Annotated in this window: 28 protein-coding genes; 16 read left to right on the plus strand and 12 right to left on the minus strand. The window is 44.6% G+C overall.

Features of this window, described 5'->3' with window-relative positions:
• Positions 1 to 46 precede the first annotated feature (46 nt).
• The 6 genes from N482_RS12340 to fabR form a co-directional block, all read right to left on the minus strand.
• The gene (locus tag N482_RS12340; protein ID WP_063372447.1) at positions 47 to 649 is read right to left on the minus strand and encodes a hypothetical protein; all 603 of its coding nucleotides are present in this window, start codon (positions 647 to 649) and stop codon (positions 47 to 49) included.
• Between the two features lie 88 nt (positions 650 to 737).
• Positions 738 to 1,337: a 3-isopropylmalate dehydratase small subunit gene (leuD, locus tag N482_RS12345; RefSeq protein WP_063377323.1), complete on the minus strand. Its 600-nt coding sequence runs from the start codon at positions 1,335 to 1,337 to the stop codon at positions 738 to 740.
• Positions 1,334 to 2,737: a 3-isopropylmalate dehydratase large subunit gene (gene leuC, locus N482_RS12350; RefSeq protein WP_063377324.1), complete on the minus strand. Its 1,404-nt coding sequence runs from the start codon at positions 2,735 to 2,737 to the stop codon at positions 1,334 to 1,336. The genes leuD and leuC overlap by 4 nt, the downstream gene beginning before the upstream one ends.
• A 49-nt stretch (positions 2,738 to 2,786) precedes the next feature.
• On the minus strand, positions 2,787 to 3,863 hold the full coding sequence (gene leuB / locus N482_RS12355; RefSeq protein WP_063377325.1) for a 3-isopropylmalate dehydrogenase: 1,077 nt from the start codon (positions 3,861 to 3,863) through the stop codon (positions 2,787 to 2,789).
• A complete protein-coding gene (gene leuA / locus N482_RS12360) occupies positions 3,860 to 5,407 on the minus strand; it encodes a 2-isopropylmalate synthase (protein WP_063377326.1) in 1,548 nt (515 codons plus the stop codon). The genes leuB and leuA overlap by 4 nt, the downstream gene beginning before the upstream one ends.
• A 410-nt stretch (positions 5,408 to 5,817) precedes the next feature.
• On the minus strand, positions 5,818 to 6,438 hold the full coding sequence (fabR, locus tag N482_RS12365; RefSeq protein ID WP_063377327.1) for an HTH-type transcriptional repressor FabR: 621 nt from the start codon (positions 6,436 to 6,438) through the stop codon (positions 5,818 to 5,820).
• 111 nt (positions 6,439 to 6,549) lie between these two features.
• Between fabR and N482_RS12370 the strand changes: the two genes are divergently transcribed.
• Both N482_RS12370 and sthA read left to right on the plus strand, forming a co-directional pair.
• The gene (locus tag N482_RS12370) at positions 6,550 to 7,683 is read left to right on the plus strand and encodes an acyl-CoA desaturase (RefSeq protein WP_063377328.1); all 1,134 of its coding nucleotides are present in this window, start codon (positions 6,550 to 6,552) and stop codon (positions 7,681 to 7,683) included.
• A gap of 44 nt (positions 7,684 to 7,727) precedes the next feature.
• Positions 7,728 to 9,164: a Si-specific NAD(P)(+) transhydrogenase gene (gene sthA / locus N482_RS12375; protein ID WP_063377329.1), complete on the plus strand. Its 1,437-nt coding sequence runs from the start codon at positions 7,728 to 7,730 to the stop codon at positions 9,162 to 9,164.
• 47 nt (positions 9,165 to 9,211) lie between these two features.
• Here the strand turns inward: sthA and N482_RS12380 are convergent, their stop codons facing one another.
• Both N482_RS12380 and N482_RS12385 read right to left on the minus strand, forming a co-directional pair.
• The gene (locus N482_RS12380) at positions 9,212 to 10,459 is read right to left on the minus strand and encodes a hypothetical protein (RefSeq protein ID WP_231100855.1); all 1,248 of its coding nucleotides are present in this window, start codon (positions 10,457 to 10,459) and stop codon (positions 9,212 to 9,214) included.
• On the minus strand, positions 10,452 to 11,159 hold the full coding sequence (locus tag N482_RS12385; protein ID WP_231100856.1) for a methylamine utilization protein: 708 nt from the start codon (positions 11,157 to 11,159) through the stop codon (positions 10,452 to 10,454). Before N482_RS12385 ends, N482_RS12380 begins: the two co-directional genes overlap by 8 nt.
• 164 nt (positions 11,160 to 11,323) lie before the next feature.
• Between N482_RS12385 and N482_RS12390 the strand changes: the two genes are divergently transcribed.
• The 12 genes from N482_RS12390 (at position 11,324) to N482_RS12440 (ending at position 18,547) form a co-directional block, all read left to right on the plus strand.
• Positions 11,324 to 13,384, plus strand: a complete 2,061-nt coding sequence (locus N482_RS12390) for a glycoside hydrolase family 97 protein (RefSeq protein WP_063377331.1) — start codon at positions 11,324 to 11,326, stop codon at positions 13,382 to 13,384.
• A gap of 325 nt (positions 13,385 to 13,709) precedes the next feature.
• Positions 13,710 to 15,200: an AraC family transcriptional regulator gene (locus tag N482_RS12395; protein ID WP_063377332.1), complete on the plus strand. Its 1,491-nt coding sequence runs from the start codon at positions 13,710 to 13,712 to the stop codon at positions 15,198 to 15,200.
• Positions 15,201 to 15,294: 94 nt separating this feature from the next.
• A complete protein-coding gene (locus tag N482_RS12400; protein WP_063372458.1) occupies positions 15,295 to 15,513 on the plus strand; it encodes a RebB family R body protein in 219 nt (72 codons plus the stop codon).
• Positions 15,514 to 15,586: 73 nt separating this feature from the next.
• Entirely contained in the window at positions 15,587 to 15,871 is a 285-nt protein-coding gene (locus N482_RS12405; RefSeq protein WP_063372459.1) for a RebB family R body protein, read from the plus strand.
• 38 nt (positions 15,872 to 15,909) lie between these two features.
• Positions 15,910 to 16,176 carry a RebB family R body protein gene (locus N482_RS12410; RefSeq protein ID WP_023401227.1) on the plus strand — a complete coding sequence of 89 codons (267 nt, stop codon included), beginning with the start codon at positions 15,910 to 15,912 and terminating at the stop codon, positions 16,174 to 16,176.
• Between the two features lie 52 nt (positions 16,177 to 16,228).
• Entirely contained in the window at positions 16,229 to 16,498 is a 270-nt protein-coding gene (locus N482_RS12415; protein WP_063372460.1) for a RebB family R body protein, read from the plus strand.
• Positions 16,499 to 16,600: 102 nt separating this feature from the next.
• Entirely contained in the window at positions 16,601 to 16,897 is a 297-nt protein-coding gene (locus N482_RS12420) for a hypothetical protein (RefSeq protein WP_063372461.1), read from the plus strand.
• Between the two features lie 151 nt (positions 16,898 to 17,048).
• Entirely contained in the window at positions 17,049 to 17,429 is a 381-nt protein-coding gene (locus N482_RS12425) for a RebB family R body protein (protein WP_063377333.1), read from the plus strand.
• A 5-nt stretch (positions 17,430 to 17,434) separates the two neighbouring features.
• Entirely contained in the window at positions 17,435 to 17,677 is a 243-nt protein-coding gene (locus N482_RS12430) for a hypothetical protein (protein WP_063377334.1), read from the plus strand.
• Positions 17,678 to 17,711: 34 nt separating this feature from the next.
• Positions 17,712 to 17,993, plus strand: coding sequence for a RebB family R body protein (locus tag N482_RS12435; RefSeq protein WP_063377335.1), 282 nt, complete (start codon positions 17,712 to 17,714; stop codon positions 17,991 to 17,993).
• A gap of 95 nt (positions 17,994 to 18,088) precedes the next feature.
• Positions 18,089 to 18,265 (plus strand): RebB family R body protein, encoded by a 177-nt coding sequence (locus N482_RS24345; protein WP_081227930.1) that lies wholly within the window; start codon positions 18,089 to 18,091, stop codon positions 18,263 to 18,265.
• Between the two features lie 9 nt (positions 18,266 to 18,274).
• Entirely contained in the window at positions 18,275 to 18,547 is a 273-nt protein-coding gene (locus N482_RS12440) for a hypothetical protein (RefSeq protein WP_063377336.1), read from the plus strand.
• Here N482_RS12440 and N482_RS12445 read toward each other — a convergent pair.
• Both N482_RS12445 and N482_RS12450 read right to left on the minus strand, forming a co-directional pair.
• Entirely contained in the window at positions 18,537 to 18,977 is a 441-nt protein-coding gene (locus N482_RS12445) for a hypothetical protein (protein ID WP_063377337.1), read from the minus strand. The two genes, N482_RS12440 and N482_RS12445, sit on opposite strands and share 11 nt — an antisense overlap.
• A gap of 81 nt (positions 18,978 to 19,058) precedes the next feature.
• A complete protein-coding gene (locus N482_RS12450) occupies positions 19,059 to 20,243 on the minus strand; it encodes an MFS transporter (RefSeq protein WP_063377338.1) in 1,185 nt (394 codons plus the stop codon).
• A gap of 74 nt (positions 20,244 to 20,317) precedes the next feature.
• Between N482_RS12450 and N482_RS12455 the strand changes: the two genes are divergently transcribed.
• Positions 20,318 to 21,124, plus strand: coding sequence for an AraC family transcriptional regulator (locus N482_RS12455; RefSeq protein ID WP_063377362.1), 807 nt, complete (start codon positions 20,318 to 20,320; stop codon positions 21,122 to 21,124).
• A gap of 11 nt (positions 21,125 to 21,135) precedes the next feature.
• On the opposite strand, the gene N482_RS12460 is transcribed toward N482_RS12455, so the two are convergent.
• Both N482_RS12460 and N482_RS12465 read right to left on the minus strand, forming a co-directional pair.
• Positions 21,136 to 22,326: a hypothetical protein gene (locus N482_RS12460; protein ID WP_063377339.1), complete on the minus strand. Its 1,191-nt coding sequence runs from the start codon at positions 22,324 to 22,326 to the stop codon at positions 21,136 to 21,138.
• Between the two features lie 277 nt (positions 22,327 to 22,603).
• Positions 22,604 to 22,801 (minus strand): hypothetical protein, encoded by a 198-nt coding sequence (locus tag N482_RS12465; RefSeq protein WP_155730582.1) that lies wholly within the window; start codon positions 22,799 to 22,801, stop codon positions 22,604 to 22,606.
• A 619-nt stretch (positions 22,802 to 23,420) separates the two neighbouring features.
• On the opposite strand from N482_RS12465, the gene N482_RS12470 reads away from it, so the two are divergent.
• The gene (locus N482_RS12470) at positions 23,421 to 24,779 is read left to right on the plus strand and encodes an erythromycin esterase family protein (RefSeq protein WP_063377341.1); all 1,359 of its coding nucleotides are present in this window, start codon (positions 23,421 to 23,423) and stop codon (positions 24,777 to 24,779) included.
• The last annotated feature ends 169 nt before the right edge of the window (positions 24,780 to 24,948 follow it).

The raw sequence follows: 24,948 nt of genomic DNA on the forward strand, positions 1-24,948 counted from the left end.
CGACGAGCGCACTTCAGTTAAGTGCGCTAATAAATTAAGTCTGACCCTAGTCTTTATAACCCCAAGGTGCTTTTGGCGCTTTAACCGGTTTCGTCAAATCAAAGTCGACTCTAAATTCACGTCCTTCACGTACTAATCGATAAGTAAACTTGTCGTCATAGATAAACATTTGCCAAGTATTACCTATTGATTGAGGGATCTCTTGTGCGATAAATAGCTCTTTTGAATACTGATCGGCAGGGAATGACTGTACCGTGTCAAAGCCTGCATCTACAGTGTGACCGCCGTACATCGTTGACGCGTCGTCGCTACCATCTTTATGACGGTGGTCGTGCTTTAAACTTAATCCACTGCCAGTTTTGGTGATGATCCACGTGCGCGATGCATCTTTCCCAACATGGAATGGCACTTGTAGCTCGCGCTCATTGCAACGGCGAACATGCATCACTAGTCGTGCTTCACTAAATGAACTTGGACCTTGGTTATCAACCGTCACTTTACCTTCGTAAGCTTTACCACAGTGCGCTTTAATTTTATCAAAAAACGCATCATGAGTCGGGATTGATACCAGTGGTGCTGGTCGAGCAATAGCCGTGCTACTCGCAACTAAGGTTGCCGCAGCCATAAGAGAAGCAGAGAACTTATTCATTGAAGTGTTCCTAAATATGAAAAGCCAAAGGCTAAATGGCCTTTGGCTTAATGGCAAAAAAATGCGATGGTTGCAGCGTCAGTTAAGATTACTGCCAAGGCCTAACGGCTGATAGTTGTTGCTCAAATGCGTCGATATGCTGGTTAAGTTGTTCTGTTTCACCGATAAAGTCCAACCCGCTTAACAATCTGGCTTTTATATCTGGGCGCACCGAAAATGGAATTGGTGCAAATTGATCGCTAATAATTTGTTGGCTTTCAAGATCAATCTCGACATGCACCTGCTCATGCTGTTCACACACGGCAAATAAGCTATCTAACGTTTGCGTATCCAGTGCAATACACAGCATTTGATTGTTACCGCAGTTATTGAAAAAAATATCAGCAAAGCTTTCCGCCAAAATAACCGTAAAGCCATATTGCTTTAATGCCCATGGCGCATGCTCGCGCGACGAGCCACAGCCAAAATTATCACGGGTTAATAAAACCGTAGCTCCTTGATAGCGCGGATAATTTAAAACAAACTCTGGATCTGCGTCTCCGCTATCCAAATAGCGCCAATCATAAAATAGCGCCTCATCAAACCCATCTCGGCTGGTCGAGGTCAAAAACTGCTTTGGAATAATCTGGTCGGTATCCACATTGTTTTTATCCAAAGGTGCCATTAATCCAGTGTGATAAATACTCATGCTTGCACTCCTCGGATATCAGTAAAACGTCCTGCAATCGCCGCAGCAGCTGCCATGGCGGGGCTCACTAAGTGGGTACGTCCACCTCGCCCTTGACGGCCTTCAAAATTTCGATTTGAAGTCGAGGCACAGCGTTTTCCTGCACCAAGTCTATCGTCATTCATGGCTAGACACATCGAGCACCCTGGCTCTCGCCACTCAAACCCTGCTGCGACAAAAATATCGGCTAACCCTTCCTCTTCAGCTTGTTGTTTAACCAAGCCAGAACCTGGCACGATCAAGGCTTCTACACCGTCGGCTACTGTTTGACCTTTTACAATCTCTGCTGCTGCGCGTAAATCTTCAATACGGCTATTGGTACAAGAGCCAATAAATACCGTATCCACTTTGGCATCAGATAGCTTTTGTCCAGCTTCAAGGCCCATATATTTCAAGGCAGAGCGCATCGAGTCAGCTTTGATTAAGTCCTGTTCTTTATCAGGATCTGGGATCGGTTCATCAATGCCAATCACCTGCTCTGGGCTTGTACCCCAAGTAACTTGTGGCTGAATATCTTCAGCGGCCATTTCAACCACTCGGTCAAACTTTGCACCTTCATCTGAGTGGAGTGTTTTCCAGTAGGCGACAGCCTGAACAAACTCTTCGCCTTTAGGCGCGAACGAACGTCCCTCTAGGTATGCGTAAGTCGTTTCATCTGGTGCAATTAAACCTGCTTTAGCTCCCATTTCAATGCTCATATTGCACAGCGTCATGCGAGACTCCATTGACAAAGATTCTATAGCACTGCCACAAAACTCAGCCACATAACCAGTGCCACCAGCAGTACCCAACTCACCAATAACCGCCATAATTAGGTCTTTTGCGGTGACGGTTGGGCGCAATTGACCATTTATTTGGATTTTTAGAGATTTAGCTTTTTTCTGCTGCAACGTTTGGGTTGCCAATACATGCTCAACTTCTGAAGTACCTATACCATGCGCCAATGCCCCAAAAGCGCCATGAGTTGAAGTGTGACTATCTCCACAAACAATTGTTGTGCCCGGCAAGGTGATACCCTGCTCAGGACCCATAACATGCACAATCCCTTGATTTATGGACTCTAAATCGTACAGTCGAACACCAAACTCTTGGCAATTTTGCGCCAATGCTTGAAGCTGGTTTTTACTCACTTCACTGGCGGCATCAATCGAGCGGCTTTTTGTCGATACATTATGATCCATCGTCGCAAAGGTTTTTTCTGGACAACGCACTGGGCGGTTCTTTTCACGCAGCCCTGAAAATGCCTGTGGAGAAGTCACCTCATGGACTAAGTGTCTGTCCACATAAAGTAAGTCGGTTTGCTCGTTAATTTTGGCAACCACATGGGCTTGCCATATTTTGTCGTATAAAGTTTGTGCCACTTGCTACATCCTTCCTTTAAACGCTAAATCACTCATTCATGGTTCGTTACTAGATGCGATTCACAATCGCTTGAGCAACATCAAGGGTCGTATAAGCCGCTTGCGGGTAAATATCTGGCGTACCAATCCCCTGCGCCACAGCTTCAGCTACCGCTTTTTCGATACGTCTAGCGGCTTCGTCCTCGCCCAGCGAATACCGTAACATCAACGCTGCACTCAAAATTTGAGCTATTGGGTTCGCGATCCCCTGTCCTGCAATATCAGGGGCCGAACCACCCGCGGGCTCATATAAACCAAAACCAGATTGATTCAAACTAGCAGAAGGTAACAGCCCCATCGAGCCGGTGATCATGGCGCATTCGTCCGATAAAATGTCACCAAACAAGTTGTCACACAGCAACACATCAAATTGACTTGGTTGTTTCACCAGTTGCATGGCTGCGTTATCAATATAAATATGATCTAGTGTGACATCAGGGTACTCATTGCTCACTTCAACAACTACTTCACGCCATAATACGCTAGACGCCAAGACGTTAGACTTATCCACCGATGTCACATGATTACTGCGTAACCTTGCTGCTTCAAAGGCAAATCGTGCAATGCGTTCAATCTCTTTACGACTATATTTTTGCGTATCAAACGCATACTCTTCTTCGCCACTACCATCACGCCCTTTGTCACCGAAGTAAATACCACCTGTCAGTTCTCGAACACATAAAATATCAAAGCCCTGAGCACTAATATCGGCACGCAGTGGTGACGCAGCACTTAATGCAGGAAGTAGTTGTGCAGGTCTAAGGTTGCAAAACAAGCCAAAGTGCTTACGTAGTGGCAGCAATGACGCGCGTTCAGGTTGTTGTTCTGGAGGTAAATCAGCCCACTTAGGGCCACCTACTGAGCCGAACAAAATCGCATCTGCGGCTTCGCATGCAGCTAACGTCTGGGCAGGTAGAGCTTGTCCAAACTCGTCAATCGCAGCACCGCCAATAGCCTGTTGCACCATATCTAAGTTAAACGAAAACTCTTCACTGACTCGCTTTAACACCAGCTCTGCGGCTGCCATTACTTCAGGGCCAATGCCATCCCCCGCTAGAACCGCGACCTGATAACTTTTCTGACTCATCCTGCTTTCCTTTGTTGCTTTAGATCCGACACTTTACGTGCCCTATCAATTAAGTTGTATACACGTATAATTGCTCTCACTGATGCTTCGACAACGTCAGCAGCTAGACCCGCACCGTGATATTGGCGGCCATCAAATTTAGCAATGATATTTACTTGGCCCAGTGAGCTTGCACCTTGGCCTGTTGCTTCTAAGTTGTATTCAATCACTTCAACCGCTTGCCCTGTTATGCGCTCAATAGCTAAAAACGCGGCTTCAACTGGACCGTTGCCCGTGGCCGCTTCTTGGCACAACTCATCGCCTAAACTCATGCCTACAGTTGCACTGGCAATAGATTGAGAGTTAGATGATGCGTTTACAAATTGCAGCTGATAAAACTCATCCTGCTCAGCTAACTTGTTGAAATGGATCATGGCTTCAAGGTCATAGTCGTAAACGGTTCCCTTTTGATCTGCCAACTCAAGAAAACTGGTATAGAGCTGATCCATATCGTAATCTTCGGCTTGATAACCCAATTCAGACAGGCGATGTTCAATAACATGACGCCCCGAACGAGACGTCATATTAAGTTGATTGTTTGGTACACCCACCGTTTCAGGTGCCATAATTTCATAGGTATTTTGCGCTTTTAAAACACCGTCTTGGTGAATACCTGAGCTGTGTGCAAACGCATTCTCTCCAACAATGGCCTTATTGGGTTGTACTGGCATATTACATATTGTTGCAACCTGCCTTGATGCACGATAAATCTCTTCACTGCGGATATCAGTGTGTACCTTCAAGTGGTCCTGACGCATTTGCATGATCATAGCCACTTCTTCTAGCGAGCAATTGCCTGCGCGCTCACCAATACCATTGATGGTACATTCAATTTGTCTTGCACCAGCTTGCACCGCAGCAATAGAGTTCGCCACAGCTAAGCCTAAATCGTTATGACAGTGCACACTCAAGCGAGCTTTATCAATATTCGTGACATTGTTGCGCAAGTGGTGAATAATCGCTGCGTATTCATCTGGTGTGGTGTAACCCACCGTATCAGGAATATTGATGGTTGTTGCACCCGCACTAATAGCACGGTCTACGACTTTACATAAATCATCGAAAGGGGTTCGCCCCGCATCTTCACAAGAAAACTCAACATCACCGGTATACTGAAGTGCTTGCTTTATCGATCGCTCTGCCATTTCGATGACATCGTCTAAAGACTTGCGCAGCTTGTGTTTTAAATGCAATGGACTGGTCGCAATAAAAGTATGGATGCGTGGTTGGTCCGCACCTTTTAAAGCCAGGCCACAGGCCTCAATATCTTTTGGCATCGCACGAGCTAGCCCGCAAATAGCTGGACCTTTGACCTCATTAGCAATGCGCTGTACCGCTCTAAAATCCGCAGGGCTAGATACTGGAAAACCAACTTCCATCACATCAACATTGAGTCGACTGATGGTGTGCGCTAATTGAATCTTGTCTTCTTCGGTTAGGCTGGCTTTTAAAGCCTGCTCGCCATCTCTTAATGTTGTATCAAAAATCCAGACCTTGTCCTGCATTCCTATTTCCTCGCGCAAAATAAAAAACCCCGCTCGATGGCGGGGTTTGCTATTTGGTTGCTCACGACACGCAACTAAGCCCCGCCCTTACTTAAAGTAAGCAGTAAGAGGTTAAGCAAAATTGACAGTAGCGTGATGTTTTTCATTTGAGCAATCATACCTGTTAATGAATTGACTATGTTGTAACACGTGAAAAAACAACAAATCAAGCATAATCTTTTCACTTCAACGCGATAAAACAGGATTAAAAAGAAAATAAAATCCACTTATTAAATATATATTAAATTTTATTTCCAATTACGTTCCTTCTTTTAGATTCTAATTAGGCTAATGTCCGGCATCACGTGGTTAAAAATTGTGGACGAAAAAAAACCGCCATTAGACGGTTTTTTAGTCAAACAAAGAACAAACTATAAGCTTTTGTCAGACTCTTTTTGATACCCAGACGCCCCTTTGGCGATGTAACGCAATTGCCATATTAAGCGTTCGGTTAGCTCTTCCCGCTGTTGTAGATCTAGGTCAAGCGCTTCAGCGCCTGAGCTAAATACAATGATGACCATAGCTTCAGCTTGCATGTATGCATGATGCGCTTCTACTTTTGTTTCTGATTCCAGGTAATGCGCTAATTCCAGAATAAAGTGTTTAATTTCACGTGCAACGGCGGCGCGAAAGGCAGGCGACGTGCCTGAGCGCTCTCTTAACAGCAACCGAAACTGGTTGCTAGACGTTTCGATAAATTCCATGAAGGTCAGTACAGAAGTATTAATCACGCTGCCTCCACTCGCAATACGACGTCTGGCCTGACGCATTAGTTGGCGTAGCGTTAAGCCAGCTTCGTCCACTAAGGTAAGGCCAAGTTCATTCATATCTTTAAAGTGACGGTAAAAAGAAGTTGGCGCAATACCCGCCTCACGTGCAACCTCACGTAAACTCAGATTTGAAAAACTGTGTTCCGCACTCAGTTGGTTAAATGCCGCCTCAATTAGCGCCTGTCGCGTTTTTTGCTTTTGTTGTGCACGCACACCCGACATGAATGCCCCCTACTAAATTCGCTCTATTGTGCTCTTTGGGCAGTCTAATACTTGACGGCGCAAGAATGAAATACTATTTTAGCGTACAAGTGTACGCTGAGATTTTATAAAATGAATAAACCGCCGATTATTTGGACTAATGTAATATTTTTTAGTCTGTCGTTTTTAGCCGCCGTCACCCTCGTCCCATGGTATGGGTTTGAGTATGGTTATACCCTGACCCACTGGGTCGCCTTTATTGCCTGCATGTTCTACGCAGGTATGTCTATTACCGCAGGCTACCATCGTCTCTGGGCGCATAAAGCCTATGAAACACATCCAATAATCCAAGTCTTTTTTGCTTTAGGTGGCGCATTTGCCCTGCAAAATAGTATTTTGCACTGGAGTAGTGATCACAGAGTTCATCATGGTCAGGTTGACGACCCTGTTAAAGATCCCTATGCGGCAACACGTGGTTTTTGGTATAGCCATATTGGTTGGATGCTAAGAGACTATCAAGGCGACAACTACGGCGACTACAGTAACGCTCGAGATCTACATCGTAATAAAATCGTAATGTGGCAACACAAACATTATTTAAAACTGGTTCTGCTAACCAACATTGGTATCCCTCTTCTATTGGGCCTAGCACTTGGCGATATATTCGGCATGCTGCTACTTGCAGGTGTGCTACGTTTAGTCCTAAGCCAACATTTCACCTTTTTTATTAACTCTTTGGCACACATCTGGGGCAGCCGTCCATACACTGAAAAAAATACGGCCAGAGACAATGGTTTCTTGGCATTGCTAACATATGGCGAGGGGTATCATAACTTCCACCATATTTTTGCCAGTGACTATCGCAATGGCATTCGTTGGTACCATTACGACCCAACCAAGTGGATGATCCGCGCCCTAGCCTACCTTGGTTTAGCAAAAAAACTAAAACGTACACCTGTCGAGCGTATTGAAAAAGCCAAGGCAGAAACGCTTCTGAACAAAACAAAAGTTACCTTAGCAAAATTGCCTTTAGCTCAAGATAAGCTTACATTGTTACAACAAGAATATGATTTACTTCTGAAAAAGCTTCAGTACTTCTGTGCAATACAAAAGCAAGTACTGGAAGCGAAAAAGCATGCCGTGTTAGAACAATGCGAGCAATCTGCACTCCACAAACAATATTTGGAGTTAGAACAAGCTTGGCATACACAAAAACAGGCGTGGTTAGCACTTAACTCGAGGCTGTTAAAAGGCGCAGCAAGTTAGCCCCACGCTGCCTACGGCCTCCCAATAGCAAGTAAGGCGAGGCCGTGACAAAATCAAAAGACAAACCAACAGACACTCCCGCAAAGTCATATCAATATGACGCCATCATCATCGGTACTGGCCCAGGTGGCGAAGGCGCTGCCATGAATTTGTCAAAAAGCCAGAAAAAAGTAGCCGTGATCGAAAAGCAAACTGCGGTCGGTGGGGGCTGTGTTCATTGGGGAACGATACCATCAAAAGCGCTTAGGCACTCAGTAAGCCGCCTTATTGAATATAAGGCCAACCCGCTTTATCGATTTACAGAGCGCCCTAAACGGCTCACGTTTCAAGATATTTTAAATCATGCCAGCGATGTTATTGGCAAACAGTCTTCACTGCGTTCAAGCTTCTACGATCGTAATCGCATTCATTTATACCAAGGTGAAGCCTGTTTTGTTGATGCCAATACGATTCGAGTTACACACCTTGATGGCTCACACGACACCCTCACAGCTCACACTATCGTTATCGCGACAGGTTCGCGACCTTATCGCCCGCCGGGGATCGACTTTGACCACCCTCGAGTGTATGACAGTGACACGATTTTAAAGCTAGAACATAATCCGCAGCGCGTTATTGTCTATGGTGCGGGGGTGATAGGCTGTGAATATGCTTCGATATTCAAAGGGTTGGGGGCTAAGGTCGATCTAATCAATACCCGCGACAGACTATTGTCGTTTATGGATGATGAAATTTCTGATGCACTCAGCTACCACTTCTGGAATAGCGGCATCGTGATCCGTCATAACGAAGAATATGCGAAAGTAGAAACCTCTGACAAAGGCGTGATTTTACACCTACAGTCGGGTAAAAAAGTCAAAGCGGATTGTATTCTTTGGGCTAATGGCCGAACGGGTAATACAGACAGTTTAAACCTTGAAGCCGTGGGATTAAAAGCAGACGGTCGAGGACAGCTACGCGTCAATGAATACTACCAAACTGAAGTAAATAATATCTATGCAGTGGGTGATGTGATTGGATATCCAAGTCTCGCGAGTGCCGCATTTGATCAAGGTCGAATTGCAGCAAATGCCATCGCCAATGGGCAGTGTGACGATCGCTTAATTACCGATATTCCAACGGGTATCTATACAATTCCAGAAATGAGTTCAGTGGGTAAAACTGAGCAAGAGCTAACCGCCGCTAAAATTCCTTACGAAGTGGGTCGCGCTCAATTTAAGCATCTCGCGCGAGCACAAATCGCCAGTACAGAAGTCGGCAGTTTAAAAATCTTATTTCACACCAAAACCAAAGAAATACTGGGCATTCACTGCTTTGGCGAGCGTGCGTCAGAGATTGTCCACATTGGCCAAGCCATCATGGAGCAAAAAGGGGAAGGTAATAACGTTGAATACTTTGTCAACACAACTTTCAACTACCCCACAATGGCAGAAGCCTATCGTGTTGCTGCGCTCAATGGCCTAAATAGGCTATGTGACTAGCCCCCTTGAAGTGAAGCTGTAAGGCTGCGATTTAACGTAGCCTTGTTTTAAAAGCGATATTCACCACTCACTCGCCACAGTTGCTCAATTTGCCTTGTCGGAAAGTTACCATCGATACGATTAGCCACCTTGGTTTCTAAATATTGAAATTCAGCACCAAGCCGCCAACTATCCGTGATACGCCACTTAAAGGTTGTGGTAATTGCCCCACCATCACTTGCATTGGGGTCAAAAGCCCAGTGGTCCAAGTCTTTTACTTTGAATTGCTCAATACGCCCACTTAAACGGAATTTCTGCCAGCGATGTGTTAACAACACAAACTGACTATCAAAATCATTATCAACACCTCGCGATCTGCCCATTGCAGTATTCCCTGACATGACCTGTGCTATCAAATGGGTTTGGCGTGTAATTTTGAACTTATATGCCAAGCTCCAAAACTTAGTGTCCCATGCATATTGACCCGTATCGTAGTTTACTATTGCGGGATCACCGTTATTGTCATACCAATACGCCCGCAATGAATGACGGTTTTGATAACTCCAATGGGCCCCGAGATAGTACCCTATGCGCCCGTCAATTTCTGTGAAAGGCTCTATTTGCCATGCTTGGCCACTGAGTTGAGGTGTCATAAATCCAGCAGTAGGGCGCAGCTTCAGAGATTCATTAAATACCGATTGCCTATCGTGAGAGGAAAAACCGCGCCAAGACAGTGCGGCACCGGTTGGATCATTCCCTTTGAAGACCCCTGCAAACCACTGCCAATTATGCTCACTGGGCTTGCTCAATCGCTTGCCACTGCGCTTTAGGCTGGCCTCAAGGCCAAAAATTCTGAGCTCTTCACCCAACCACGTATTCAACGCCGAATAATTGTAATTGTAAGGTGAAGACCAACCAATATCGGGGTTTTCTAAAGACATTTTGGGATAGAACCCGCCAACACGTAGCTGGGGTTGATATGCCCCTTTGCTCACCGGTTTATATTGTGCATAAAGCTCCGTAAAACCCACTTTACTCTCTGGATCTGGGACATACTGAACCACACTATGCGCCGACCAACTGCTGCTCAAATCAAAGCGAGAGTCGAGTACAGCTCGACTCAGATTCAAGCGATTATCACCTGCACCAAATCGATTGACCGAAGCACCTCGCTCGTACCAAGACGCATACTCACTGGCTGACTGCCAGCTTGCTTGTATATAGCCTTTATGTTGCGAACCCTGACCGTAGGCCAACGCACTCGCACTCAGCGCGCCACTCAATAGACAGGCTGATAATACTTGGGATCTATTCATAGTCGTCAAATTCATCTGAAAAATCTTCCTTTGGTTTGAACAACGACTGATTAAGTTGGTATGTCAGCGTTTGATTAGTTTTAAGTTTTACCATTTTCATCGATTCTGGCTGATCTAAATTAGCAAACCCCTCATGCCATACGTTGATTGTCACGTCTTGAGCAAGTGGTTTGGCCAAAGTAACTTCAGCCACTCCCTTATCATCCGTTATCGCAAAATGAGTTGAATCAACAACCAAAATGTATCCCAACATCCAATCATGGATGTTACACCCCAGCTCAACAACCCCAGTATTAGCAAAAGTAAGTGCCTGCGGATTATCTCGATATAATTTAAATTCAAAAGGTTGCGCTGCTGAAAAGGAATAAACGTGATGTAAAATTGAATCATAATTCGGAAAAGAAACCTGAGCCCCTTTTGGTACCACCAAAATATGCGGCGTAAACGATCTGTCTCGCTGCCCCATTTTATAGTCTAATTGCGTTACCGCACTTTGCTTGGTTAATTGAACTCCCTCAAACCACACAACCGCCCCATTCACTGGTTGACCGCTTTCATCGGTCACGTTGATGGTAACGGCCTTAGCAGCCATACTCGTAGCCCCTACCACCGAGAATACCCCCCCCAATGCCAATGCTGATAACGCTCGCCTTTTCCTGTTTTGCTTTGTTGGTATTTTTACTTGCTGTTGACGCTGCATATAACGCTGTCCTTATCAGGTCTAATTTTTCATTTGAGTATAGACCGGACGACGTAAATAATGCATTCATCGCATTTTAAATTTGAATACGTATGCAAGCCATTTAGAGCCTATTGAATTGCCCTTAAGCTAGATGTAACTAATTGCACAAAGAGAATAACAAAATGCGTTACCCAAGCTCACTCAACCTTGTGGTTAGCCTGACCACGGGGCTTTTCGCACTCAATATGACTGCCCATGCAGCCAGTTTCAGTGTTCAATCACCAGATAAACAACTCACCTTCACCATCAGCGATGATCATACGCAACCCAAGTATCAAGTTGCTTTTCAAGGTCAAACGATTATAAATCCATCGTCACTGGGTTTTGATTTTGCTCGCGCTCCATCCATGCGCGATAATATGTATATCAGCAGTACCGAGCGAGCCAGCCAAAACAGTACTTGGCAGCAACCTTGGGGTGAAGCCAGAGAAGTCACCGATCATCACAACGAATTACTCGTCACTTTTGCAGATAAAACCGCCAAAGCTACTCAGTACAGTGTTCGTATTCGTGTCTTTGATGATGGGTTGGGGTTCCGCTACGAAGTCAACCAAGACAACGCACGATATATTACTCGTGAACTCACCGAGTTTAGTATTAAAGATAGTGACAAAAGCCAAGCTTGGTGGATCCCCGCCAGAGGCTGGAATCGCTACGAATATACTTACAATACAACCTCATTACATGAAGCTGCTCACGTACATACGCCGTTTACTTTTAAAAACAATCAGGGTGTACATATGAGTATTCACGAGGCGGCACTTGTGGACTATGCAGGCATGACATTAAACCAGCGCAGACCGGGCACCTTCGTCAGCGATTTAACGCCTTGGTCTGACGGTATAGCGGTTAAAACCAACGGTCAGTTTAAAACGCCTTGGCGTACCCTTCAAGTCGGTGATCAAGCTACTGATTTGCTGAACTCTCACCTTATTCTCAACCTGAATGAACCTAATAAACTAGGCGATGTATCTTGGGTCCAACCTGGGAAGTACACAGGTATTTGGTGGGGCATGCATATCGGCAATCACACGTGGGGCAGTGGTAAAAAGCATGGTGCGACCACTGAGCGCACTAAAACATACCTCAGCTTTGCGGCAGAGCATGGCTTTGATGGTGTGTTAGTTGAAGGTTGGAACGTCGGCTGGGATGGCGATTGGTTTTTCAATGGAGATGTATTCAGTTTTACCGAAGCCTACCCTGATTTCGACATTAACGACATTAAGACGCATGCGGACAAAGTTGGCGCGCGTCTGATTGGCCATCATGAAACATCTGGCAATGTCAGTAACTATCGAAAGCAAATGAATGCCGCCTTTAAACTGTATGAGCAAGCTGGTGTCACTCAGGTAAAAACTGGCTATGTTGCAGACGGTGGCAATATCAAACGCATTGATGAGCGCGGCCATGCAAGATTCGAGTGGCATGACGGACAGTTCATGGTGAACGAGTATTTAGGCAACATCAAGCTAGCTGCAAAGTATAAAATTAGTATTAACACTCATGAGCCAATCAAGGATACTGGCCTGCGTCGTACTTATCCCAATTGGCTTACCCGTGAGGGTGCGAGAGGCCAAGAGTTCAATGCTTGGGGCACGCCTCCTAATCCACCAGAACACACACCAATGCTAGCCTTTACACGCATGCTATCCGGTCCAATGGATTTTACCCCAGGCATTTTTGATATGGGCTTCAATGGACTTGGTGATAAAACCAATAGACCGCAAACAACGCTGGCAAAACAACTTGCCCTCTATGTTGTGCTTTATAGCCCTGTTCAAATGGCCGCGGACTTACCTGAAAATTATCTTGCAAGGCCAGATGCATTTCAGTTTATTAAAGATGTGCCAACGGATTGGGAGCACAGTATCGCTCTTGCTGGAGAAGTCGGGGACTACGTTGTATTTGCTCGTAAAGAGCGTGAGCGCGGAAAGTATGCAGGCAAAGATTGGTATTTAGGCGCAATTACCGATGCAGATGCACGCACACTCATTGTCGAATTGGACTTTTTGTCATCTGGCCAACGCTACGAAGCACAAATCTATCAAGATGGTGACAACGCCAATTGGCAGCAAAACCCGTATGCACTGGAAGTTAAAAAACAAATAGTGACACACAAAGACACACTATCACTCAACTTAGCGGCCAGTGGTGGAACCGCTATCCGCTTCAAGGCGCTATAGGCTTCACCTTAAGAAAAGGCTTCAACTCATACGCCTTTTCTTTACAAACTTCTCGTTACGAACTAAACCTATTTAGGCACTGCCTAACCATCTCGCTATCGAAACAACCACTTAATAACACGTTAAATTAACCTCCACGTAATAATACGTAATCAATAGTTCGTAAGTTACCCCGATTGAAAACGAGAAAAATTACTTAAGTTGTATCCACGGCCTTAAATCACCTTGTTTATAAATTTCCAAATATGTAAGAAGCGAATTATTGTGCTTTTTACTTTGAAAGGATTTTCGCTAGACAAAAGTTAATATTGCTTTGGAGTCAACGATGAATGAATCAACACTAAGCGCTATCTCACCATCAGATGCGATAGAAAACCAATTACCCCTCACCCAATCACTTACTCGCTATCTCAATGCGAGATGCTCGGAACATACTCTTAGGCAATTGTCTTTGGAGGTCGAGGATCAGACTCAACAGTTAAAAACGCATATTGTTTTTAATCAAGAAAACAGCTTGGCCAGTAACAGCCAACAAAGTTACCCCATTGTGTATCAAAGAAAACGTATCGGGGCTTTAAATTTACTAACCAAAAGTAGCCTGCCAAGCCCAACACAATCAGAACTAACACAGCTTTCTAGTCAAATAGGTATACTGGTTACACGCAATGCAATTCAGGCACTATCGAGCAGATATCTTGGGAAAAAAGCATCGCTGCAAGGCTATAGTGATCAAATATTAAATTTGGAAAAAACCATTGAGCGGATCGCCGCTAAATTATGCCCAGTCTATATCCAAGCTGAGTCAGGTAGCGAGGTTGTCGATGTCGCCTGCTCGATCCACTTTAGTAGCTATGCCAAGCATCACCCATTCTATGAAATAGACTGTGCCAGTTGCAACGAGGAAGATTTTGCCAAAAAATTAAGTCATGTAAACACGGCGATGAATCAAGGGTGTATTTTCTTCAGTCACATTGATGCACTCTCTTTGACACAACAAAAATACCTGCTCGAGCAACTAACAACACAAAGTAAAAATAGTGCAAGCTATACCAGTAAAATAGACTTACAACGTATTCGTATTATCAGCGCCAGCGAATCAGACATTCAATCACTGGTTGACCAAGCGCGATTCTTGCCTAGCCTTTGGCAAAAATTAAATTTCTTTAGTTTGCAGATCCCACCATTACGCGATCGGCCTGACGATATCCATACACTGGTGGAACAACTCTCAGAGATTTATCAATTGTCGCCACAGCAACAGTTAACCGAACAAGCGAAATCGGTCTTAAAAAACTATCGTTGGCCAAACAACATCGCTGAGTTGGAAAAAGTGCTACTACGCACTTTTACGCTGGCACAAGAAAATGACATCAGTGAACAAACCTTAGTCAATATCTATCCAGAGCTTGCTAAAACAACGGCATTTACACAAAACCCACAACATTGCGTAGAGTATTTATTGGTCGGTGATATGGCACCATTTAACAAGTACCATCCTAGCCTACAAAAGGCTCTGTCATATATTCTCGACCACTGGCAGCGAGATATTTCACTTAAAGAACTAGCTGCCAACGCTTATGTCAGCTCTTCACACCTTTCATATTTATTTAAACGCGCATTGCAGCGCAGCTTTAAACAAATCCTCGCTGAATTTAGGATCCGTAAAGCTTGTCAGCTAATAGAGCAAAACCCTAACTTGAGGATCACCGATCTGTGTATGGAAGTTGGGTTTGGGGATCTCAGTCACTTCGAGAAAATCTTTCGCCGCTATACCCAAATGTCTCCTCGGGAATATAAAAAGCGTCAACAGCCTTAACTGCCAAATTTACCCCTACTTTTCAATATATTGAGCCGATTAATTGCGGCACTAAATATCTAAACTGGCTGTATTGAAAACGACGGGTTACAAGATGGCAGACATTGAAGCACTGAAGCAACTGAACGAATTGGTAGCGCAGCAAGCACCAGGCCTCTCTAGAGACATGTTATTGCAAGCTACCGCCCAGTCTTTAGGCAATGCTGCCCACAACGCGACGCTCGCACAACATCAACACAATGCCATTATCAAAACCAATACGGCACTGGCAAGTGAGATGTTACTGAGCATGGGCCCTAAGGCATCGAAATAGTTTTTTGCCAGCGGTTTTGGCTAAAAAAGTCGGTCTTTGAAGACCAATAACTAACCAATAGAAGGAAAATACTATGGCAGCAGCACCAAGTGCGGCAGGTGGTGTAAACGGCCAAGTGACAGACTCTGTCACTCAGGTAAACACCAGTGTCACAGGTTCAACACCTGCATCAAGTACGGGCAATCTACTTCTGTCAACAAGTCATGCATTAGGCACCGCAGCGCTGAATGCAACGACGGGCAATCAGCAAGCAGGTATTACAATGCAAGCGGCGACAGTGCAAGGCATTAACTCACTTATGTCAACTGGCACAGCCGTTGTTGGACGTGGCAGTGCAGAAATTCTTAGCAAAGGCTAATTCAGCCAATTAATTAACTATTTAATGAGGAAAATATCATGGCAGATACAGTAAACGCAGCAATCACTGATTCAGTTACTCAAGTAAACACAAAAGTAGTTGGTGAAACACCAGCAATGGCAATGGGCAACCTATTAATGTCTACAAGCCAAGCTTTAAGTAACGCTGCTCACAACGCGACATCAGCGCAACAACAAGCTCAAATCACAATGCAAGCAGCAACTGTACAAGGTGTTAACTCACTGATGTCTATCGGTAGTTCAGTGGTTGGCCGTAGTGCTGAAGGCATTATCGAGAAAGGCTAATAGCTTACTCGCTAAACATATATCCACTTAACTAAATTAACAGGAGTCAATCATGGCAGATACAGTTAATGCACAAGTAACGGATTCAGTTACGCAGGTGAATACCAAGGTCGTTGGTGAAACACCAGCAATGGCGATGGGTAACCTGCTCATGTCTACCAGCCAAGCATTAGGTACCGCAGCACATAATGCAACAGCTGCACAGCAGCAAGCTGCTATTACGATGCAAGCTGCGACCGTTCAAGGCGTAAACTCACTTATGTCAATCGGTACTTCAGTCATCGGCCGTAGTGCAGAAGACATCATAGAGCCTGATGCTTAATCAAATTTGGATTTGTTGATTAAAGGATACTGATCCACTATCCCAACCAAGCTCTTAGTGACCGAATCACTGCTAAGAGCTTTTTACTGTTTGGAGTTACATATGGAAAATCTAAATAGCGCACCCGATGCTGCGGAATCTGCAGTACAAAGTGCACAACAATCGATCGCACAATCCACCGCATTGGCACTGTCAGATGCAACTGATAACTTACGCAACCTCAACACATTGAGCACAACTGCAATTGGTGTCGCACTGTCTCAATATATAGAAACTGGCGATGATAAGTTTTCAAAAATCATTGAAGATGCACAATCTATTGTGAGCCGAGGTGCGGATAACTTCAGTGCCGTAGGAGAAAAAATTGCCACTGTCCTACATGAAAATCAAGACGAATAGCAGCCTTGGGGGCACGCCCCCAAAATCCTAGAAAAGCCCGAATCAAATCTAACTTTACCCGATTTTTAAACGGTTAACCTCCGTATTCTAGTTGCAACGATTGCTCAGTTGTTGAGCGACTAACCAGTTTGAATTTAACGAGGACTTAATCATGAATGAGCAAGACAAAGACAGCGTGCCGTTTTCGCAACAAGCGACCAGCATGACCGAAACCACTTTAGCAGAAACGCTCGGGCTATCTATGCATAATGCCGTAACCAGTCAACAGCATGCTCAAATGACGACCGCGGCTTCAATCACCAATGCTTGCGCCAGGTTGCTAAAAACGCCTAACCCAACTCAGGCAGCTGAAAAAGATAAAGAAAAACCGCAAGAAGCGGCTGATGAAGCCATGGTAGCAGAACCCGTTGAACCGGAGCCAAGCAAACAAGAGAAGAAGCCCCGTTTCAACCTATTTCGCTTTGGTAAAAACAAGCAGTCAGCACCAAAAGAAGCACCAATCAAGCCCGATGAACCAACCGATACGGAGTGAACACCATGGCTTCACTTGCCAAATATAGCGCTCTTTATGAAGAGCATATGGCGCAAATCCAAGCGCTCTCTGAAAAGCAAGAGCAAGAAGTAGCAGACTTACTGGCAGAAAATGATCAACGACTCGAATCTCTAGCGCCATTTTCTAACGCTCAGAGTGTTAACCTAGAAGTTACCAAGCAGTTAGAAGCCGTCGAGGAGCAGATCAGCGATGTACTTAACGAAATTAATAGCCAGCTCATTGGCTAAACCGCCCATACATTTAACTTAAAAGGAAATAGCAATGGCTAAAGACCCAACTGTAAACAAGCAAATTACCGACTCGATCACTCAAGTCAATACCAAAGTACTTGCGGATAACCCATCAATGGCGATGGGAAATCTCTTCGCCTCAATGGGCGCAGCACTATCAAATGCTGGCCACAATGCAAGCAATGCACAACAGCAAGCGGCAATCACTGTGCAAGCTGCTACGATTCAAGGCGTTAACGCCTTGGGAGCGGTTGGTAGTGCCGTACTTGGACGCGCCGCATCAGCCATAACAGACAAAGATGATGGCCAATAAATCATCCTATTGTGCAGAGGCGTATACCGCCTCTGTTTGAGCATTTGTATTCCACTTAATTGGCGTTTCGCCTTACTTTTAAGAGGTAATAACCCATGTCAGATAAAAATGGACCCAGTGTCGAAGAGATCATCTCACAATTAAGTGACTCTGCGCTTGCCGACACAGTGGGGTTAATGATGCAGAATGCGGTGACAGCACAACAAAGTGCACAGACCTATACATCGGCATCCATCTCCTCAGCCTGTGCACTGATCCTTGCACAAGGTTGATAACTTACCATGGCAGACAAAACTGCAGCGCTCATCAAAGCCCAACAAGCAGTGGCACAGTCAACATCCATGGCTGTGCAAGACGCGACCGACAACTTGCGAAACTTAAGCACAATTGCCACCACAGCCATTGGTGTTGCTCTATCGCAATTGCTTGCAACCGGTGATCCCAAGTACGTCAAAGTCATCGAAGAGGCACAAAAAGCAATGACCAAAGGGACAGAGAACTTTTCCGATGTAGGCACAAAGGCAGCGAAAATCTTAAAAGATTTTACCCCTTAATATATTCGCTGTTTTTGTACCACTCCTTATTCATATATCGATAGTGGCTGAGTAATTTAGAGCGCTTACCAACAGCTCTTAACCCCACAATTAAATGATCAACGCAGTTGTACTTGGCAATATCGTAATGCACCGATTTGCCTTGATTTAACTTGAAAAACAATTTGTCGACCTGCGCAACAGACATTCTTTTCGCCACCAGCTCTCGCGCATACACTTTTACTCTTTTCGGTATGGGCTCGGAGCAAAACCCTGTAAACCCAAACCCATAAGCAAACCAGCGCCCATCGAGATTATTACGCAACACTAAGCTGGCATGACGACGATAAAGAGGATGATTATTTGGCAGCCCCAATGCATCTGTTGCAAGGCTGATTCGAATGTAAGTAAAAACCATAAAGGTCTCAACAGGGTGTAAAGATGTGAACATGGACCACCTGGTTAGCTAACTACCTAATTAGACTAACCATTTGGTCCACTTTTAACTCGCTGAAATAAATGATGAATTGGGTTAAACTTGGGATGCTTGCGCGTTATTCACTTTGCGCAAGTGAGGGGTAATAAACTGACTCAAAATCAGTGAACAAGCTGCTAAAGCTGCACCAAAATAAAACACCAAAGACTGATCATATAGCCACACAACACCAAAACTGGCTGGAATGAAAACCGCCGCAATATGATTAATCGTAAAGCTCACACCTGCGGTTGCTGCAATGTCTTCTGGTTTCGCTATTTTTTGAAAATAGGTTTTCAGTGCAATTGCCATTGCAAAGAAGATATGATCAATCACATACAGTACTGCGGCCAAATTTGCAGATTCCACAACGGCATAGCCTACAAATACACCTATCAAGCCGATGTACTCCACCGTCAATGCTTTCTGCTCACCGATACGCCCTATCCAACTGCCGATTTTGGGCGCTAGAAAAATATTAATCACGTGATTAAGCATGTATAACGCGGTAATTTCCGCAACATCATAGCCAAACTTTTCAACCATTAAAAATCCGGCAAAAACCATAAATATTTGCCTGCGAGCGCCGGAGAAAAATACCAACATATAGTACAAGCTGTACTCTTTTCGTAGGATTAACTTCTTATTTTGCGGTGCAGATTCAATAAATTGCGGATGTGTAAAGGCTAGAAACATGGTCACCAATAGGCCTGCCCCACCAATCAATAAATACATCCATACATAATCACTGTGAAACACACTAAAACCAAGCCAAATTACGGCAAAGGTTACCAATGCCGCCATAGACTTCACTGACAATAGCTGGCCTAACTTTTCAGCTGCTTCATCCTTTTTAAACCACTGTAAACTTAACGATTGATTGATCGTTTCAAAATAATGAAAGCCGATGGACATCAAAACGGTAGTCGCATACAAGCCGTATATCGTTGGGAATAGGCCCGTTACTGCCACTCCAATAGAAAGCAAACACAGACTAATAACGGCAAATGTTTGCTCTTTGAGAACCAACAAAATAAACACGGCTGTAAATGCAAGAAAACCAGGGATCTCACGCAAAGACTGTAACATTCCCATATTAGCACCTGTAAAGGCGGCAGCCTCTACAGCAAAGTTGTTTAGCATTGCTGTCCATCCTGCAAATGCCATAGCCATTACGATGGTGGTCAGTACCAAGAAACTCATTGGGGTGGGCGAAAACTGCCAAAAACGTCGTTTGTTCATTCACTATCCTAAGCACATTGAGAGAAAAGCCTGATTAGTATATGCTCAATTTTTGTTGGCCAAAATTCAAATACATGACAGAAAATTTATCAAAACAGACAAATCAATCTTGGCAGCATGTGAAGTCTCGCTTTAAGCGTACCTCTTTAGACAGGCCCGTTTTCCCGCGCGCGTCAACGATGCCTGAGTGGGAACATGTGGAAGAGCACAGCCACGCTTGGGGGCAACTGACCTATATCAACAATGGCGTGATGACCATTTTTACCCCGCAAGGGACGTTTGTGATCCCACCCCAACAAGCACTTTGGATCCCGCCCAATGTCGCACACGAAACCTACTGCCGATACGGCGGCCACTTTCGCAGTGTCTATATTGATCAAAAATATGAGTCCTTGTTAGGTAGTACCGCCAAATCTCTGGTCGTCAGTGATCTGCTCAAAGCGATGATTTTGGAGATATGTACATGGCCAGAAGACTACCCTCTAGATGATAAAACTCAGCGTTTTATAGACGTGTTTGTCGACAGGCTAGAAATCGCCCCAACCAGCGACTTCTTCATCCCCAGTGCACAAGACCCCCGTCTGCACCCCATTGTATCAGAATTGTATGCTAACCCTGGGAGCTCACTCACGCTGGAACAGTGGGGCCAACAAGTGGGCGCATCTAGTCGAACGCTAAATCGACTGTTTCACAAAAATTTTGCAATGGGCTTTAGTCAATGGAAACAAAAGTTAAGGGCGCTGCGCGCCGTTGAAATGCTCAATGCCGGCCAGTCGCAACAAATCATTGCACAGCAACTTGGTTTTGAGTCAAGTAGTGCCTTCAACAGCGCCTTTAAAAAGGTATTTGGTGTGCCTCCCAAGCAGTACTCCAAACTATAATGGTGACCGATTTACCAGTGTAATACGGTACGCAGTGTCATCACATTTTGCCAATTGGCGACAACACCGGGCTCGTCGCTATTGACGGCACCATCGTGCCACTGCGCCGCGACCGTGGTATGCAAGTTTTCTGACCAGTCATATTTTACGTAGCATTCAACCATACGCGTCACAGCCGTTTGGCCACCTGACGACTCATTCCCTATAAAACTTGCCCCAGCGGCAAGCGTGAATGCTTGGTGGTTGTACTGCCCTGAAAGGCTCGCGAAATGGGTCTTATCCAACGCCTCATCGTCTTCTGTTTGTTGATAACTGCCACTGTGACCTAAGCGACTATGCAACTGAACCTTGCCTATTTCTTTGTAAAGTGCACTGTATACCCCGTGTCGCTTTGTATCACTGTTATGCCAACTCCCAAAGGTCAAGGTCATGTTTTTTGCGAGCTGTCTTTGCCCTTCCAGTGTGGCAAATACCCCATCTGCACCATTTATCTGGTTAAATGTATCCGCGTAGTTTCCTTGATTGTCGGCCAACCCTTTGGCGCTCGACAATAACAAACGCCAACGCCACTGGTCACCTGAAGTCGCCCCTTGGTAACGCAGTGCAGGCGCATAATCAGGAAAGTCGATGCTAGGGTTATTTACAAATCCAGCAGTCATAAACTGCCCAACTTCATCGTTGGCCACATCATTGGTATCAACCAGCATGCTCACTTCGGCAAGACCCAGCAGAACCTGTTGCTCACTGCTGGGCAACGCGTATTGCCAATATAATGAAGATAATTGAGCGCGACTGGTTCCGCGACCATCTTCCGTTGTCGCGGCGTCTTCATTAGTATTGCCAAGCCAGGATGAAACGCCCCCCTCACTCGGGTTTCGACTGTGCTCAAGCCACATAAACCAAGTATGCGCGGCACGTGTTATGGTACTTTCAAAGTCAATGGAATAGAGCCGCTCTCGCTCTACATCCAACGAACTCCCTTCTAACGAGACACTATGCGCACTCGGCGCAAACTGGTCGCTTAACAATACTGAACCGCTAGACTCATAGTTAAATGGGCTACTACTCGCAGCAGCATGTACCGCGTAAAGGTTTATTCCGATCGCCATCAACCACACGCTGACTTTAGCTGTTTTCCAATGCACTTTACTTCTCACTATTTTGTTTTGTGATAAAGAAAAGTTACCAATTTGAAAGCTCAAAAACTGAGCCAAATCGATGTAATATCAAGGGAAACACAGCCAGAATTAAACGTTTTGTGTATCGAAGGTGGTGTTATAAAAGCTGTCGGTAGTCTTCGCTGATGATAAAGCCACGTTGTTGATGCAACCTTGGTAGCTGTGCAAGCAACTGTGGCTTTCCTACTTAATTTACGGACTGTGCCGTTATAGTTGTCACGTCAGAGTTAGATGTGCGACGACTTCTGTATCACTGGTTGGTTTCATGCTGGCATGCAATAACCAATGAGCATCTCCGTGTTCAAAAGACCAAGTCAGTGCACCTCTGTCTCCAGCCAGCGGTCGTCATCTGCTGCTCATTATTGATAACAGATTGACACCCTCGTCCACCAACAATAACCAGCGTATGCAACTCCATACAGTTGGCTACGTTATCATCAGCCAATGTTCGCAACCCACTTTCCGAACGCACAGGTAACGTATCGTTTGTCAGCGTCACTAACTCATAGCCCACCTCAGGCGCTAGTAAATCGTTGGCAACTGCAAACGCATCTAATGGCCCAGCAAGATCAACCGTTTAAAATTCATGATAGATATAAAAACCCACCTTATGTGACATAAAGTACCTCCTTTGAGTTAGAGCATATCCTAGTACTGGCAAGCCCTTAAGGACTTACGCTTATCTAAAAAGGACATATATTGCAGTGAGTTTAGTGTTGTTTGTATGAGCGTTTTAGGTGTTTTACTTTGCGTGGTTAGATAAACAACATTCTAAATATGAAATAACTAATTAAATCTACTCTATTAAAAATGTATTAACGCCCCTAACCCCACCCTTAAAACCTCACTAAAGTTGCTATAAACTAAATAATACAAGCGCTATCACGACAATAAAGCAAACCTCTGGCATCTTCATTACGGCAAAAAACACATACAAACAGCCCACAATCATGGAGCTTCATCCTCACAAAACTATTTTTGTTTTTGCATCACTGAAAGGTGATTTTAAAAACAACACGTAACCAAACTAACTTATTTTACCCACCATCTCTTACTGGTAAGTGTCTAACAAAAAGGCTAATTTGTTTCTTTAATAAATACAAAGAAGGAACGCCCATATGCACCACGACCAAACCAAAAATACGTTGAAATTCTCTAAAGCCATCACTTTTTGCTTCGCGACTCTAATTACAGGTTGTGGTTCTGGCAGTTCAGGCCCATCGACGCCCCAAACATCCAACCCTATACAACCAGATACTGGGAACAACGCGAACTATGTGTCTTTTATTAGAGACAATCATGTCTCTATCGCAAACTTGACCAATACAGAGGACTTTCATGACCTCAGATCACTTGATACTTATTTCAGTGGGCCGAGATTAATTCAATTAGGGGAAAGCAGTCACGGCTCAAAACAGATGAATCAAATAAAGAATCGCTTGACCCAATATTTGCATCAGTATCACGACTTTAATACCATTGCTTTTGAAAGCTCTACATTTGCTTGTACTAACGCACTAGATATAAAGCCAGATATCTCCAGTAGAGAGCTTATGGGCGCGTGTATTTTTGGCATCTGGATGACAGAATCTGTGCTTGATTTATTTGACTATATTGTCGCGTCACAGAATACTGAGCGCCCGCTAAAATTGGCTGGTTTTGATGTCCAGCGCTCAGGTAGTTTTGATGGCACCCACCACTATCAAACTTTCCTCTCTGACGCGCTTACCAGACAACCAGCCCAATTCGAACTTGACTTAGAGACACTGGTAACAACCGTGGCGACGCTCAGTGAACGGGATAGAGACTGCTTTAGGGACTATAGTCAATCAGGCTGTGATTACATTGGGCAGCAATTGCCTGATACAAAAGCGACGCTTGATAAACTCGTAGACCACTTTGTAAATCAGGTCACTCCTGAACCAATGACACTACTCGTTACCCGTTCAATGCGACGCATGATGGATATGATAGAAGCCAGTTATGAAGATGGAATAAGTGCCGGTATTCGCGCAAGAGATCGCGGTATGGCTGACAACTTTATTGATTTAGCAGACTCTGTATTAAGCAACGAAAAAATCATTATTTGGGCACATAATTTCCACATAGCAGAACATTACCCCAGCGCAGCAACACCACAAAAACACATGGGCGCACATCTTGCGGATCATTACGGGGAAGATCTCTACACTGTCGCACTCTATATGTTGTCTGGCGAGAATGCATCGAATTCCAGACAACGTACGGGTGTTACGCCACATGCGCCTAATTCACTTGAGTCGTTGGCTGATGAGGCCACTGACTCGATTGCGTTTTTACCTCTGAATAAACAAGATCAAGCTGGCACCGCTGATGACTGGTTGTTCATAGAAACAACAGCCAAAGAGTGGGGCACTCGCGAGACTAATGTGGTTTTAGCAAACGTTTATGACGCCATCATATTACTACCGACTTCAAGCATGCCCGACTATTTATAGCCATATTTAAAAAGCACAAAAAGTAAACAATCTTTTACAAGAAACTTAGATAAATACACTAAGTTTCTTATCAAGGCCAATACTATCAATTGGTTAAAAAAAATAACACTGGAACGATTGAAATCATTTCAATTACATTTTATACACATTGAGCAACATTTGATTGTAT

The sequence above is a fragment of the Pseudoalteromonas luteoviolacea NCIMB 1942 genome, from assembly GCF_001625595.1.
GTDB lineage: Bacteria > Pseudomonadota > Gammaproteobacteria > Enterobacterales > Alteromonadaceae > Pseudoalteromonas > Pseudoalteromonas luteoviolacea_A.

What these genes read in the sequence shown, in the direction of transcription:
- N482_RS12400 (WP_063372458.1), top strand. Translation starts at nt 15,295, where the DNA reads ATGGCAGACATTGAAGCACTGAAGCAACTGAACGAATTGGTAGCGCAG.
- N482_RS12385 (WP_231100856.1), bottom strand. Translation starts at nt 11,159, where the DNA reads ATGCAGCGTCAACAGCAAGTAAAAATACCAACAAAGCAAAACAGGAAA.
- N482_RS12405 (WP_063372459.1), top strand. Translation starts at nt 15,587, where the DNA reads ATGGCAGCAGCACCAAGTGCGGCAGGTGGTGTAAACGGCCAAGTGACA.
- leuA (WP_063377326.1), bottom strand. Translation starts at nt 5,407, where the DNA reads ATGCAGGACAAGGTCTGGATTTTTGATACAACATTAAGAGATGGCGAG.
- N482_RS12425 (WP_063377333.1), top strand. Translation starts at nt 17,049, where the DNA reads ATGAATGAGCAAGACAAAGACAGCGTGCCGTTTTCGCAACAAGCGACC.
- N482_RS12440 (WP_063377336.1), top strand. Translation starts at nt 18,275, where the DNA reads ATGGCAGACAAAACTGCAGCGCTCATCAAAGCCCAACAAGCAGTGGCA.
- N482_RS12340 (WP_063372447.1), bottom strand. Translation starts at nt 649, where the DNA reads ATGAATAAGTTCTCTGCTTCTCTTATGGCTGCGGCAACCTTAGTTGCG.
- N482_RS12380 (WP_231100855.1), bottom strand. Translation starts at nt 10,459, where the DNA reads ATGAATAGATCCCAAGTATTATCAGCCTGTCTATTGAGTGGCGCGCTG.
- N482_RS12390 (WP_063377331.1), top strand. Translation starts at nt 11,324, where the DNA reads ATGCGTTACCCAAGCTCACTCAACCTTGTGGTTAGCCTGACCACGGGG.
- fabR (WP_063377327.1), bottom strand. Translation starts at nt 6,438, where the DNA reads ATGTCGGGTGTGCGTGCACAACAAAAGCAAAAAACGCGACAGGCGCTA.
- N482_RS12415 (WP_063372460.1), top strand. Translation starts at nt 16,229, where the DNA reads ATGGCAGATACAGTTAATGCACAAGTAACGGATTCAGTTACGCAGGTG.
- N482_RS12450 (WP_063377338.1), bottom strand. Translation starts at nt 20,243, where the DNA reads ATGAACAAACGACGTTTTTGGCAGTTTTCGCCCACCCCAATGAGTTTC.
- N482_RS12370 (WP_063377328.1), top strand. Translation starts at nt 6,550, where the DNA reads ATGAATAAACCGCCGATTATTTGGACTAATGTAATATTTTTTAGTCTG.
- N482_RS24345 (WP_081227930.1), top strand. Translation starts at nt 18,089, where the DNA reads ATGTCAGATAAAAATGGACCCAGTGTCGAAGAGATCATCTCACAATTA.
- N482_RS12420 (WP_063372461.1), top strand. Translation starts at nt 16,601, where the DNA reads ATGGAAAATCTAAATAGCGCACCCGATGCTGCGGAATCTGCAGTACAA.
- N482_RS12430 (WP_063377334.1), top strand. Translation starts at nt 17,435, where the DNA reads ATGGCTTCACTTGCCAAATATAGCGCTCTTTATGAAGAGCATATGGCG.
- N482_RS12470 (WP_063377341.1), top strand. Translation starts at nt 23,421, where the DNA reads ATGCACCACGACCAAACCAAAAATACGTTGAAATTCTCTAAAGCCATC.
- N482_RS12435 (WP_063377335.1), top strand. Translation starts at nt 17,712, where the DNA reads ATGGCTAAAGACCCAACTGTAAACAAGCAAATTACCGACTCGATCACT.
- N482_RS12455 (WP_063377362.1), top strand. Translation starts at nt 20,318, where the DNA reads ATGACAGAAAATTTATCAAAACAGACAAATCAATCTTGGCAGCATGTG.
- N482_RS12395 (WP_063377332.1), top strand. Translation starts at nt 13,710, where the DNA reads ATGAATGAATCAACACTAAGCGCTATCTCACCATCAGATGCGATAGAA.
- N482_RS12410 (WP_023401227.1), top strand. Translation starts at nt 15,910, where the DNA reads ATGGCAGATACAGTAAACGCAGCAATCACTGATTCAGTTACTCAAGTA.
- leuD (WP_063377323.1), bottom strand. Translation starts at nt 1,337, where the DNA reads ATGAGTATTTATCACACTGGATTAATGGCACCTTTGGATAAAAACAAT.
- leuB (WP_063377325.1), bottom strand. Translation starts at nt 3,863, where the DNA reads ATGAGTCAGAAAAGTTATCAGGTCGCGGTTCTAGCGGGGGATGGCATT.
- N482_RS12445 (WP_063377337.1), bottom strand. Translation starts at nt 18,977, where the DNA reads ATGTTCACATCTTTACACCCTGTTGAGACCTTTATGGTTTTTACTTAC.